Annotated in this window: 11 protein-coding genes; 10 read left to right on the top strand and 1 reads right to left on the bottom strand. The window is 63.1% G+C overall.

The genetic code is table 11. The features are described 5' to 3' along the window. Positions 1–76: 76 nt before the first annotated feature. The 10 genes from DY468_RS06075 to DY468_RS24965 all read left to right on the top strand — a co-directional run bounded on the left by DY468_RS06075 (position 77) and on the right by DY468_RS24965 (position 12259). Positions 77–865, top strand: a complete 789-nt coding sequence (locus DY468_RS06075) for a hypothetical protein (protein WP_164603358.1) — start codon at positions 77–79, stop codon at positions 863–865. A 134-nt stretch (positions 866–999) separates the two neighbouring features. Continuing rightward, positions 1000–1998: an N-acetylneuraminate synthase family protein gene (locus tag DY468_RS06080; protein ID WP_164603360.1), complete on the top strand. Its 999-nt coding sequence runs from the start codon at positions 1000–1002 to the stop codon at positions 1996–1998. Then, entirely contained in the window at positions 1995–3152 is a 1158-nt protein-coding gene (gene neuC / locus DY468_RS06085) for a UDP-N-acetylglucosamine 2-epimerase (RefSeq protein WP_164603362.1), read from the top strand. Before DY468_RS06080 ends, neuC begins: the two co-directional genes overlap by 4 nt. A 16-nt stretch (positions 3153–3168) precedes the next feature. After that, a complete protein-coding gene (locus tag DY468_RS06090; protein ID WP_164603363.1) occupies positions 3169–3867 on the top strand; it encodes an acylneuraminate cytidylyltransferase family protein in 699 nt (232 codons plus the stop codon). Continuing rightward, the gene (locus DY468_RS06095; RefSeq protein WP_164603364.1) at positions 3864–5567 is read left to right on the top strand and encodes a capsule polysaccharide biogenesis protein; all 1704 of its coding nucleotides are present in this window, start codon (positions 3864–3866) and stop codon (positions 5565–5567) included. The genes DY468_RS06090 and DY468_RS06095 overlap by 4 nt, the downstream gene beginning before the upstream one ends. Before the next feature lie 11 nt (positions 5568–5578). Continuing rightward, positions 5579–6292 carry a class I SAM-dependent methyltransferase gene (locus DY468_RS06100; protein ID WP_164603365.1) on the top strand — a complete coding sequence of 238 codons (714 nt, stop codon included), beginning with the start codon at positions 5579–5581 and terminating at the stop codon, positions 6290–6292. A 12-nt stretch (positions 6293–6304) separates the two neighbouring features. Beyond that, positions 6305–7627: a glycosyltransferase gene (locus DY468_RS06105; RefSeq protein ID WP_164603366.1), complete on the top strand. Its 1323-nt coding sequence runs from the start codon at positions 6305–6307 to the stop codon at positions 7625–7627. A gap of 232 nt (positions 7628–7859) precedes the next feature. After that, entirely contained in the window at positions 7860–8768 is a 909-nt protein-coding gene (locus tag DY468_RS06110; protein WP_164603367.1) for a glycosyltransferase, read from the top strand. Then, positions 8768–10630, top strand: a complete 1863-nt coding sequence (gene asnB, locus DY468_RS06115; protein WP_164603368.1) for an asparagine synthase (glutamine-hydrolyzing) — start codon at positions 8768–8770, stop codon at positions 10628–10630. Before DY468_RS06110 ends, asnB begins: the two co-directional genes overlap by 1 nt. 30 nt (positions 10631–10660) lie before the next feature. Next, entirely contained in the window at positions 10661–12259 is a 1599-nt protein-coding gene (locus tag DY468_RS24965; RefSeq protein ID WP_164603369.1) for an O-antigen ligase family protein, read from the top strand. A 370-nt stretch (positions 12260–12629) separates the two neighbouring features. Here the strand turns inward: DY468_RS24965 and DY468_RS06125 are convergent, their stop codons facing one another. Next, positions 12630–13472 carry an ABC transporter ATP-binding protein gene (locus DY468_RS06125; protein ID WP_164603370.1) on the bottom strand — a complete coding sequence of 281 codons (843 nt, stop codon included), beginning with the start codon at positions 13470–13472 and terminating at the stop codon, positions 12630–12632. Positions 13473–13662: the final 190 nt, after the last annotated feature.

Below are 13662 nucleotides of genomic sequence, written 5' to 3' on the forward strand. Positions count from 1 at the left end.
CTATAGCTGCCAAATATACCTATCCGCCACGCGATCATGCTGTGGCTGTACCAGATTGTGAAATGGCGAGTCATTGATGACGGACATTCGGGAAGCAGCCGAAGCAGCGGCCGAGATTTTGCTCAACGGCGGCTATGTCGAGCGCTGGGTCGAGGGCGCAATCTTTCCGTGCGAGATGGCGTTCTTTATCGCTGTCTGCAGCTTGGCGGGCGTCGACCGGGTGATCGAGTCCGGCCGCCAGGACGGCTATTCGACCGAGATTCTCGGTGATTGGGCCAGCCAGAACGGCCGCCAGATCGCTTCGGTCGATCTGGAGCACGACGCAGCGCGCGCCGCCGCCTGCCGTCAACGGCTGGCACACCTGCCGATCCAGTTGGTCAAGGGCAGTGCTTATGAGGAGTTTGGCCGACTGGCGCGCGACGGTGTGGGGCGTCGGCTCGCGTTGATTACCGACGGTCCGAAGGGGTGGCCGGCGATTTCGATGATGGCTGCCGCAACCGACGATCGTGTCCAGGTCGTTGCTCTGCACAATCTCAATCCCGGCACTGGAGGGCGCGAACTTTTCGAACGGCTGGGAGGTCAGCAGTCGTTCCATGAAGCGGCTCTGAAGGATCCAGGTCCGCGGTGGCGGGAACTCAAGGCGAGGGAGATTGCGTTCGCCGGTGATACCGCCGCGCGCTCGCTGGAGACATCCTCGCTCGGCGTGCTTCGACTCGACGACACTAATCGGTCGCTTCTTAGGAATGCTTGGCGCAGCGAATTTGGGCTGCACCAGCCGGTAATGGTCAGAGCGCTGTGGCAACTCGGCGCCTATGCGGCTGCTACCAAGCTCTACGGACTGTCCTACCGGCTGCTGCGGCGCTGAGATGGAATGACGTCCGTCGGGGAGGCGTCTCACGCTCGACGGTGGCGTCTGTGGCCGTCCTTGATCAACCCTCCGCTCTTCGATATGTCACTGTGCTATCATCGATTTCTACCGCGAACGCGCGAGGTTGGATCGTGGGCCCCCAAGTTCCCTATGTGATTGCCGAGATCGGCTCCGTCCACGACGGCTCGTTCGGAAATGCCTGTCGGCTGATCGAGGCGGCGGCCGATTGCGGCGCCGACGCGGTGAAGTTCCAGACCCATATCGCCGAGGCCGAGACCCTGCTCGACGCGCCGTCGCCGTCATATTTCTCGGCCGAGCCGCGCGCGGATTACTTTCGCCGCACCGGGTTTTCAACCGAGCAGTGGCTGCGCCTTGCCGCGGTGGCTGCGGCCGCCAAGGTCGACTTTCTGTCGTCGCCGTTCTCGCTGGAGGCCGTCGATCTGCTCGAGCAGGTTGGGATCGGCGCCTACAAGGTGCCGTCCGGTGAAGTCAGCAACGTACCGCTACTGGAGCGGATCGCCCGCACCGGCAAGCCGATCTTCCTGTCGTCGGGAATGAGCAGCTGGGCTGAGCTCGACGCCGCGGTCGCCGCTTGCCACGGGGGTGGACAAGTCACCCTGCTGCAATGCACCTCGGCCTACCCCTGTCCGCCTGAGAAGGTCGGGCTCAACGTGATGGTCGAGATGGCGAGCCGCTACAAACTGCCTGTTGGTTATTCGGACCACACCATGGGCTTTGCGGCGCCGATCGCCGCGGTGGCGCTCGGTGCAACTGTGATCGAAAAGCACTTTACCTTCTCGCGGCTGATGTACGGTAGCGACGCCAAGCACAGCATGGAGCCGGATCAGTTCCGGCTGTTGTGCCGCGAGCTGAAGGACGCCGGTAGGATGATGGCGAGCGAGGTCGACAAGAATGATCTGTCGGCGGTCACCGACATGAAGCTGATCTTCGAAAAGAGCATCGTCGCCGCCGCCGAACTGCCCGCCGGCACCGAGATTGCCGAGAGCCATCTCGCCTTCAAGAAGCCGGGCGACGGCATTCCGGCTGCGAAATACCGCGACCTGATCGGTCGGCGGGTCGTCAACGCGGTTCCTCGGGACCACAAGTTTTCCCTGGAGGATTTCGCGTGAACAAGAAGAAGATCTGTGTCGTCGTTGGATCGCGCGCCAATTACAGTTCGATCAAATCGGCGATGCGGGCGATCAAGGAGCACCCGGCGCTCGAGCTGCAGCTGATCGTCGCCGCTTCGGCGGTACTCGACCGCTACGGCTCGGTGGTTAACCTGATCGAGAAGGACGGCTTCACCCCTCACGCCCGGGTCACCATGCTGATCGAGGGCGAGACCCCGGCGACGATGGCGAAATCCACCGGCCTCGGCCTCATCGAGCTGCCGACGCTTTTCGAGCAGCTCGCACCCGACGTCGTGCTGACCGTCGGCGACCGCTTCGAGACCATGGCCACCACGCTGGCCGCCGCCTACATGAATATTCCAGTCGCTCATACGATGGGCGGCGAGGTCAGCGGCACGATCGACGAGAGCATCCGCCACGCCGTCACCAAATTCGCGCACATCCATTTTCCGGCGAGCCCCGGCGCGCGCGACCGCATCATCAAGCTCGGCGAACTGCCGCAGCACGTCCACCTCGTCGGCTGCCCGCGCATCGATCTGGTCGCCGATATTCTGAAGAACTCGAACTGTACCATCAGCGAGCAATTGTTCGATATCGGCGTCGGCGAGCGGTTTCCGGTCGACGAACCGTTCGTGCTGATCTCGCAGCATCCCGTCACCACCGAGTACGGCAGCGGCGAGGCGCAGATCACCATGACGCTGGAAGCGGTGCGCGAGCAGGGCCTCGCCGCGATCGTGCTGTGGCCGAATGCAGACGCCGGCTCGGACGATATCTCGCGCGGCATCCGCAAATGGCGCGAGCGCAAGCTCGACGACCGCATGCACTTCTTCAAGAACCTGCCGATCGACGTCTACGTCAATTTGATGCGAGCGACCGCATGTCTGATCGGCAACTCCTCGAGCGGCATTCGGGAGGGCGCCTATATCGGCACGCCGGTGGTCAACATCGGCACCCGCCAGAACATGCGCGACCGCGGCGAGAACGTCATCGAGGTGCCTTACGACAAGAAGCAGATCAGCGACGCGATCGCCCGGCAGGTCAAGCACGGCCGCTACGCGATGAACCCGCTGTACGGCGACGGCAGCGCTGGCCGCAAGATCGCCGACCTGCTCGCGACCGAGCAGGTGGATGTCCAGAAGTGCATCACCTACTGACGATGAGAGCGCGACGATGACTCTTGCCGCGCTGATCCCGGCCCGAGGCGGCTCGAAAGGTATTCCGCGCAAGAATCTCGCGATGTGCGGCGATCGCTCGCTGCTCGGCTGGACTGCCGAAGCCGCGCTGAGTTCCGGCGTCATCGACCGCGCGATCCTCTCCACCGATGACGACGAGATCGCTGCGGCCGGCATCGCGCTCGGCCTCGAAGCCCCGTTCCGCCGCCCGGCCGAGCTGTCGAACGACGGCGCACTGATGCTCGGCGTGATGCAGCACGCGCTCGCCGCGCTGCGCGCCGACGGCGCCGAGGTCGAGGCGCTGGTACTGCTGCAGCCGACCTCGCCGTTCCGCCGGCCGCATCACGTCCGCGAGGCGGTCGAGAAGTTCCGGGCCAGCAGAGCGTCGACGCTGGTCAGCGTGGTGCGGGTGCCGCACCGCTTCGTGCCGGAAGGCCAGATGCGAGAGCAGGATGGCCGACTGGCGCCGTATTTCGGCGGTGAGGTCGGCAAGACCCGGCGCCAGGACAAGGAGACGCTGTTCGGCCGGAACGGCCCGGCGGTACTGATCGTGAGGAGTTCCGTGCTCGACGCCGGCGCACTCTATGGCGACCCGACCGTCGGCTACGAAATGGACGAGATCGCCTCGATCGACATCGACGCGCCCGAGGACTTGCGGCTGGCTGATCACCTGATGCGCACTGGATACGTCCCATGAAGGCGCTGCAGGATTGGGTTCGCCGCACGCCGCTCGCCGGACCGCTCGCGGATGCTGTTGTCCGGCTGCGGTCGCCGGATCTGTATCGTCGGCTGCGCGCAGACGAGGCGCGGACATGGGACGCGGTCGGCTTCGCGCGACAGCTACCGCCGCCTGCGGCAGATGCGCCGGTATTGCTGGTGCTCAGCATGACCAACAACACCTACGCGGCCAAGCTCGAATGCATGCAGGCACTGGCGCTGCGGCGCAAGGGGTGGCGGGTGAGGGTCCTGACGTCGAACGTCTACACCCACGCCCGTAACCTGTACCGCGCGTTCGGCATCGACGAATTCGTCGCCTTCGAGGACCTGATCGCGAGCCAGTCGGCGGAAGCCGCTGCGAATGAAGAGGGCGCGCGCCGCGCCGAGACGCCGATGGACTTCCAGTCGGTGCTGGAGTGGACCTATCGCGGTGCCTGGCTCGGTCCGCAGTTGCTGTCGTCGGTGTCGCGGCGGCGGTTCGACGGCGCGCCGGATCCGCGCAAGCCCGAGGTTCGCGAGGCGCTGCTGGAGCAGCTCGCCGAGTCGGTGCGCTTCGTCCACGCCGCCGAGCACTATCTCGAGCGCGCGCTGCCGACGCTGATCCTGGTCAACGAGCCGAACTACCACGTGATAGGCCCCTTCGTGGACGTTGCGATCGCGCGCGGCATCTCCACCATCCACTTCACCCAGCCGTCGCGCGAGGACGCGCTGGTGCAGAAGAAGCTGACACGCGAAACCCGGCGGGTGCATCCGAATTCGATCACCGCGGAGACGCTGGACCGGCTGATCGCGTCGCCCTGGGGCGAAGCACAGGAGCGGGAGCTCGATACCGAATTCGAACAGCGCTACGGTGGCGTCTGGAAGGTGCAGGCGCGCAACCAGCCCGGCACGGTCGACATGACGCCGGACGAAATCCGCGACTCTCTGAAGCTGAGCCCCGCGCGGCCGACCGCGGTTCTGTTCTCTCATGTGCTGTGGGACGCCAACCTGTTCTACGGCAAGGACGTGTTCGAGAACTACGGCGAGTGGTTCATCGAGACCGTCAAGGCCGCTGTCGCCAATCCGCGGCTGAACTGGCTGATCAAGCTGCACCCTGCGAACCTCTGGAAGCGCAAGATGTCCGGCGTCACCGACGAGTTCGGCGAGATGCGGCTGATCCGCGAGCAGATCGGCGAGCTGCCCGATCACGTCCGGATCCTGCTGCCCGACACCCAAATCAGCACGCTGTCGCTGTTCCGCATGGTCGACGTCGGCATCACCGTGCGCGGCAGTATCGGCTACGAACTGCCGTGCTTCGGTGTGCCGGTGGTGACCGCGGGCAGCGGCCGCTATTCCGGCTTCGGGTTCACCGAGGACCATGCCACGCGAGCCAGTTATCTGGCGCGGATGGCCTGCCTCGAACAGATCGAGCGGCTGCCACCCGACCGGGTGCACCGCGCCCGGGTGCACGCGCACGCGCTGTTCGCGTTGCGGCCCTGGATCTACCGGAGTTTTCGGACCGAGATCGGCACCGACGTGTCCGATCCTCTGTTCCAGAACCTCGTGCCCACGGTGGCGGACAATCGGCAGATCGGCCACAATGGCGACCTCGACGACTTCGCCGCCTGGGCGGCGAACCCCGAGGCGATCGATTATCTGGCGCGCTCCACGGCACGCGCGCCGCAGTCTGCCGGTTTGTGAGAGGCAAGGCGATGACCACATCTCAGCCGGCGATGCTGGAATGGAATGAGGAAACGCTTTCGCGTTTCTGGGGCTACCATTCGCAGTTTTCAGAGAATTACTTCAGTTATCAGAAAGGGCGTGCCGTCGTAGCTCACGTCAAGTCGAGGCTTCCCAGCGGCTTGACGGTTCTCGACTACGGCTGTGGGCCGGGCCATCTGCTGCCGCATCTGCTCGACGCAGGTTTCTCGGTGCAAGGAGCCGACCTCTCGCGCGAGACGATGGGGTCTGCTGTCAGCGTTTCGGGTCGGAAGGGGTTTCTCGGCTTCGCGACGATCGATGAGCTGTTGACCGAAGGCCGACGGTTCGATGCGGTATTCCTGCTCGAAGTTGTCGAACACCTCGACGATAACTGGCTGTCGAAGACGCTCAATCAGGCAAAGACTTTGCTGAAGCCCGGCGGCGCGCTTATCGTCACCACGCCGAACGAGGAGCAACTAGCCGACAGCATGGTGTATTGCCCGGTATCCAACGTGATCTTTCATCGCTGGCAACATGTCCGAAGTTGGTCGCAGTCCACTTTGGCGCAATGCCTCACCGCGCACGGCTTTCGCGATGTCCAGACCGAAGTGCGGACCTTTCCCGGGCAGAAGCCGGCGCACGTCTCGGCGCTGCGCTATCAACTCTCCGAGCTTTTGAATCGCTTCCGCAAGCCGCAATCCTTGATCGCTATCGCCCGGGCATGAATGCGCCATCCGATGCAGCCGCTCTCTGTCGCGCATCTTGCCCAATCGGACAGTGAAGGCGGCGCCAACAAGGCGGCGTTCCGGATCCATCGGACGCTGCTGGGGCTGGGGCTGAATTCGACGTTCCATGTCGGGCGGAGATCGAAGGACGACCCCACTGTGGTGCCGGCCCATTGGCCGGGCGTCGGGCGGTTCGGCAGTGATGTCGTCGCCTATCTCAATGCCCGCGCGCTGCGCCGCTATACCGGGCGGCCGCCGACCCCGTTCTCGCCGATGCGATTCAGCTACGGGCGGATTGATCGGCAGAGCTTCGCCTCGGCCGATGTGGTGTGCCTGCACTGGGTCGCCGGCGCGTTTCTCGACGCCCGCCGGCTCCGCGCCATCGGCAAGCCGATTGTGTGGCGGCTATCCGATATCTGGCCTTTCAGCGGGGGCTGCCACTATCCCGGTGCCTGCACCCGTTTCGAGCAGGCCTGCGGCGAGTGCCCGCAGCTAAACAGCGCTGATGCCGGCGATCTGTCGCGCGACGGGCATCGCCGGCGCGAGCAGGGGTACCGCGGACTCGACATCACGGTGGCGGCGCCGAGCCGCTGGATCGCAGATCTCGCCCGACGCTCCAGCCTGTTCGGCGGCCGGCGGATCGAGCACATTCCAACCGGCGTCGACCTGTCGGTGTTCCGTCCGCACGATCCGGCAGGCGCGCGCCACGCTCTCGGACTGCCCTCTGAAGGCCGGATTGTGCTATTCGGCGCGCTCGGGGCCACCGAAGACCCTCGCAAGGGATATCGCCATCTGCTGGGCACGATCGAGCGCCTCGCTGCGGCCGGACGGCGGGACCTGACCTGCGTGGTGTTCGGCGGCGCCGCCGCCGGCGAGATCGGCCAGCTCGGCGGATTCCCGCTCCACCATCTCGGACGGATCGACGGTGAGGCGGAACTGGCGCGGGTGTATTCCGCCGCCGACCTGCTGATCGCTCCGTTCCTCGAAGACAACCTGCCGAATGTCGTGCTGGAGTCGATCGCGTGTGGAACGCCGGTCGCCGCCTTTGCCGCCGGGGGGATTCCCGATGCGATCATTGGCGGCATCAACGGCGTCCTCGCGCCGGTCGGCGACGACGACGCTCTTGCACGCGGTGTGGCCGAGTTACTCGACCGGACCGACGTCGCCGCGCTGAGAGCGGCGACCCGCGCCGTTGCCGAACAGCGGTTCGACCTGATCGCTTGCGGCAAGCGCTATCACGATCTGTGCGGCGACCTTGCCGGCGCAGCGACGCGGCGGCTTCCGCAGGGCGTTGCGGTTTCGAACATGCTGACGATCTCACACTCGGACGATTAAGAGCGACATGCCAGTTTCCATTGCCCACGTATTGCGGACCTACGGCGTGCACGGCGGGGAGCGGCAACTGGCGCGGCTGTTCGCCGCCGAGGATGGCGTGAACTACCAGAACACGTTCTATTCGCTGTACGACAATCCCGACTGCACCGCGTATTTCGCGCGGATTCCGCAGTTGCGGCAGCGGATGGTATTTCCATTCCGCGCTCCGGTGTTTCCGTCACTGCGCAGCGAGATGCTGGTGCTGCTCGCGCTGCTGCCGATCCTGCAATTGCGCATGCTGTGGCTGCTGGCGACCGGCGGGCACCGGATCTGCGTCGTGCACGGCGTCCAGGCCGCTGCAGCGTGCTGGCCGGCGGCGTGGTTGCTGCGCGGCATGAAGTTCGTCTACGTGCATCGCGGAACCAAGTCGGAGGCGGGGTCGCATCCGATCTTCAAGCTGCTGTACCGGCCGTTCGACGCCGTCGCCGGTGTTTCGGTGGCGACCGCAGATTCTCTGACATCGCTGGTTCGCCGCGGCGAGGTCGTGACCCTCGAGAACGGCATAGACTGGCAGGCATTCGTCGCCGCCGCGGAGCGTTGCGAACGCACGCCTGCGGCGGGGGGCGTCAGGCTGATCTCTTCTGCACGGCTGCTGAAACACAAGGCGCAGGCGTTTCTGCTTGATGAGTTCGCGCGCGTGTTGCAGCAAAGACCCAGTGCTGAGCTAATTATTGCCGGCGACGGGCCGGAACATCAGAATCTGATCAATCAGGCTGCCAAGCTGGGTATCAATGAGAAGGTAAGATTCATCGGCCACGTTCCGGACATCACCTGCCGGCTGGTCGACAGCGACATCTTCGTCCACGCCTCGGAGATCGAGGGTATGAGCAACGCGGTCCTGGAAGCGATGACGCTTGGTCTGCCAAGCGTGGTGGTGGACGCACCTGGCGTGACCGAATGCCACCGCGAAGGCGAGACTGGATTCATCGTCGAACGCCGTCCGGGGGCAATGGTCGACCCACTGTTGAAACTGATCGACGATATCAATTTGCGACGCAAGCTCGGCGCCGCCGCGCGTCTGCGCGTCGAGCGCGAGTATTCGACTGAAGCAAATGCCGCGCGCTACCATGCGCTGTTCCGCCGACTCTTGGCCGACTCCTGATGTGCGGTCTGGTCGGAGGCGTGTGGCGACGGGCAAATCCTCTCGCGCCTGGGGTGGCGGCGGCCGCGCTCGGCGCGCTCGCGCATCGCGGCCCAGATGCCGAGGCTCAGCATCACGAGCCGGGCGTGTTTCTCGGGCACAGGCGACTGAGCATCATCGACCTCGATCCGCGCTCGACACAGCCGATGCATGCCGGTGCGCTCAGCATCGTGTTCAACGGCGAGATCTACAATTACCGCGACTTGCGCGATGATCTCGTCAAACGCGGCGTCACATTCCGCACCGAATCCGACACCGAGGTGCTGCTGGCATCGTTCGCGCTCGACGGGCTTGAATGCCTGCCGCGTCTGGAAGGCATGTTTTCGTTCGCGATCTGGGATCGCGACCGGCGGATGCTGACGCTGGCGCGCGACCGCTATGGCGAAAAGCCGATGGTGTATTACGCGGATGCCGACAGGCTGCTATTTGCATCCGAGATTCCGCCGATCGAGATCCTGGCGGGCGACGGGCTCGAGGTCGATCGCAGCACGCTGCCGTGGCTGTTCCGGTTTTCCTATCTGCCCGCGCCGGCATCGCCGTATCGCGGGATGCGACAGCTGCGCCCTGCCCATTGGCTGCAACTCGATCTCGACCGCTGGGAGACGCGCGAGGGCTGCTACTATCAGCTGCCGGCCGCGATGGCGCCGCAGCGTCGCAGCGGTGAGCCGAGTTTCGAGGGAGCGAAGGCAGAACTACGCCGCCGACTGACGGCGTCGGTCGAGCAGCGATTGGCCGCATCCGACGTGCCGATCGCGACCTTCCTCAGCGGCGGGCTGGATTCTTCGATCATATCGGCGATCGCCGCGCAATCATCGAGCGGCGGGATCGCCGCCTATTCGGTCGGGTTTCCGGAAGACCCGGCGTTCGACGAGTCGCAGTTCGCGCGTTCGCTGGCAGCGCGCTACCCGCAGATCGAGCATCACGTCATCGACGTGACGGAAGATCGCCTTGCGGGATTCATCGATCGCACGCTGGCGTTGCTGGGGGAGCCCTATGCCGATGCCTCGCTGATTCCAACCGCATTCCTGTGTGCGCAGGTCGACGAGAAGGTAATTCTCGGCGGCGACGGTGCCGACGAGCTCTTCGGTGGCTACGGCGTTTATTCTGCGATGCTGATGAGTGCTCGCATCCCGGGTTGGCTTAAAACGCTGGCCCAGTTAGTCCCGATTCATGGTAATCCCACTGCGATCGACAACGGTCTGCTTCGCGCTGCGGCGTTCTTTCGCATGCATTTGCGGCGCACGTCGGCGTCGGAGTATCTTTCGTGGCGGTCCTACGCGACGCCGGAACAGATCGAGCAGCTCGGCTTTTCGCGAGCTGAGGCCTCCGCGCTTCCGGAGCAGCTGGTCAATTTTGATCTAAGAACGCTCCGCGACATTCTCACGACAGACATCAGTTTCAACCTGTCTGCCGACATGCTGAAGAAAGTCGACCTCGCCAGCATGCAGTACGGCCTGGAAGTGCGTCTACCGTTCCTGGATTCTCACCTGGTCCAGTTCGCGCTTGATTTACCGCAGGAGTTCTTGATATCGGGGCGCTCGCGCAAGCACATTCTACGCGAGGCATTTTGTGATTTGCTGCCGGCCGACGTGCTCGGGCGCGGTAAAAAGGGCTTCTTGCTGCCTATCCGTAAATGGATGAAGTCAGGCAGGATGCGGGATGAACTGCTCGAACTGGCCCGGCAGCAGTCTGTCCTGAATACAAAGGCGATCGACGAGTTCGCGGAAGAGCATCGCTGCGGACGCGCCGACAGATCACAGTTGCTTTGGTCGTGTTACGTCTTGCTAAAATGGAATAGGCGGAAGCTGCAATCAAGGACTTAGCTCTAGGTCCATGCCAGGGAGGATCCAGCAGTGCGACAGGAGGGTGCATTTCCAGTTCCGATCGACGCCTCGCTAGTATCTGAGCCGAACCTGTCGTTTTTGGATCGAGGTGCTGGAAAGCTGATCCTTTGTTGCTGGCTCTTTGCGGCGGCCCTTGCGTGGTGCTTCCTAAGATCTTCCTACGCTGACTGGGGGAAGGATGGCGCCGCCGATCCGGTGCCTCTGATTCTTAGAATTCCAGTTATGTTGGCAATGGCGGTGCCGGCTCTGTTGCTCATCGGTAGAGATGACCGATTGGCTTGGCTGGCTGGCCTGTCGATCTCCTTGGGAACAGTTCCTCTACTGCCCTTCTTGCCGTTTCTGAGGGATTACACCCATCTGGTCGTGCTCGTCTGGTTGGTTTCCGTCTCGATTGGGGCGTTCCGGCTCGTCCCGTTGCGCTCAGTACCGCTCTGGGGAATGACTTTTCTGCTTTTTATTGCGGTCTGCGTGGTCTCGACGGTCGTTAGTTTCACGACTTTCCAGAATATATGGCAGCTCAAGGTAGGTGTCGCTTACCTGGTGTTGTTCGGCTCCTTTGCGCTTCTGTTGTACGCGATCTCGGTTGATCCGGAAAAATCCGAGAAGCGCTTTGTGGGCTTGCTGGACGGCTTTGTTTGGGGAATCGGTGGGCAGGCAATCGTTGCCTTGGTGGCGATTCCGCTGCTTTTCTACATTCCTGTCTCGGAGGGAAACGACACGGTTTTTGGGTTTGGCTACTATGACAAATACAAATCGCTGTTGTCGGGGCCGGTCTCGCTCGGAATGCTGTTTCTCATTTCCGTGCCGTTAGTATTGCTCTGGGCTTATCGAAACGCCGTATTGCCTTGTTCCAAGGGGGGGTGGTTGTTGCCGTCGGCGGCCATCGGTTGGGCTGTTGTTGTATATTTGCAGACGATGCCATGGCTGATGATGGCGACTGGAAGTAGAACCGCGCGACTGGTTTTCCCTGTTGTGTTGTTGGCTCTGGTGTTTGCGAGCCCGGCGACACGGCGGGTTGCTCTTTCAATGATACCATCGTCGGTCGCAGCCTACTTCGTCGGCTTTTTCTATCAATCGTTGCCGTCTGCCGTTGAAAGATTCTACACAACGCAGGTTGATCCGAGCAGGGACATTTCGGATCGGTTTCTGTCTGTCGCCGATCGAACGCCGCTCGCCATGGACACGATCAGGAAGATGAATCATTCATCGCCTATCGCTCAGCTAATTGGTCTCGGTCCTGGAACTGGAGGATATCGTACCAGTGGATTTCCGGAGCCGCATAATTTCCTCATGAATGTTTGGGCCGAAACGGGGTGGTTGGGTGCCGCCGTGTTGGTCGCTTTCTTCGTTTTGCTTGTGGGTGGCTTGCTCAGAAGCGCTGCAAGCGGGAGGCCGGATTCATTTGCGGCGAGAATGCTCTTGGTTGCGCTATTGGCGTTTGGCCCGGTGATTATTACTTATAATCCGTGGAATTGGGGTGTGGGTATGGGGCTTGTGCTGATGCTTTGCACGGCTGTTGTATGTTTTACGGCCCGTCGACCGCCCCTCCATATCGGAGCCAGATCATCTGCCGCACTTGGTTTGGCGGACGTCGCGCGTCGACCTTGAGGGAGGGAATTCAGGACGCGCGGTGGTGTTTCATGCGCGTCTGGACATGATCTTGTTCGTTTCTCGTCGCCTTGTACGGAATTGCCGATCCCACACGCGAATGATGGCCGGATCTTTGTGATTTAGATTTGTTCGCCTGCGATGGTCCTACGCCTTTATCGAGCTGAGGCCATCGTCGCTGGTTGAGAGCGGCGCGAGCGCGCCGGCTTGGCAACGGACGGTCGGCAGCATTCCCCAGAACAGCTATTGTTCAACCGGCGCGCCCGCCCCGATCGGAAATCCTGACTCTGGCCTCGGCTGGGTGAGTGAGTGGGGCCACACAAGTTTGAACGACCAGGATCGATCCGGTCGGCACCCCGTCACCATCCCCTCACAACCACCTCTTCCTCCGCTTGAAACTCTTCAAGTTCTTGAAGCTCTTGCGCTGGTCGCCGGCGCCGCCGAGGTAGAATTCCTTGACGTCTTCGTTGTCGCGGAGTTCGTCGGCGGTGCCGTCGAGGACGACCTTGCCTTGTTCCATGATGTAGCCGTGGCTGGCGACGGAGAGCGCAGCGCGGGCGTTTTGTTCGACCAGGAGGATGGTGACGCCGAGGTCGCGGTTGATCTGCTGGATGATCGAGAACACCTCCTTCACCAAGAGCGGGGAGAGGCCCATTGAGGGCTCGTCCATCAGAATCATCTTGGGCCGGGCCATCAGGGCGCGACCGATCGCCAGCATCTGCTGCTCGCCGCCCGACAGGTAGCCGGCGAGGCCGGTGCGCTCCTTCAGCCGCGGGAAATAATTGTAGACCATCTCGATGTCGCGGCCGACCTCGCGGTCGCTGCGGGTGAACGCGCCGAGCCGCAGGTTTTCCAGCGACGTCATGTCGGAGACGATGCGGCGGCCTTCCATCACCTGGAAGATGCCGCGGCGGACGATCTTGTCCGGATCGGTGCCGTCGATCCGCTCCCCATCGAACACGATCTCGCCGCGGGTGACCTCGCCGTCTTCGGTTTTCAAAAGACCGGAGATCGCTTTCAGCGTCGTCGACTTGCCGGCGCCGTTGGCGCCCAGCAGAGCCACGATCGAGCCCTGCGGGACGTCGAGGCTGAGTCCGCGCAGCACCAGGATGACGTCGTCATAGACGACCTCGATGTTGCGGACGCTCAGCAGCGGGGCTGGCGCCGTGGAGGCTCCGGCCTGCGGAGGGTGAAGTTCGGCGGCTTCGGTCATGGTGGTCCTACGTTCTCGAACTCGCTGAACTTGATGGTTGCGCAGTCTAAACCCCAACGACTGCCGTCATCGCCCGCGAAAGCGGGCAACCCAGTATTCCAGAGTGCCGATAATCCAAACGCGACGCTGCGGCGTACTGGGTCCCCGCATGCGCGGGGGATGACGGTTGTTTGTGGTGTGGCGCCGCGGC

The organism is Rhodopseudomonas sp. BR0M22, from assembly GCF_010907035.1.
Classification (GTDB): Bacteria; Pseudomonadota; Alphaproteobacteria; order Rhizobiales; family Xanthobacteraceae; genus Rhodopseudomonas.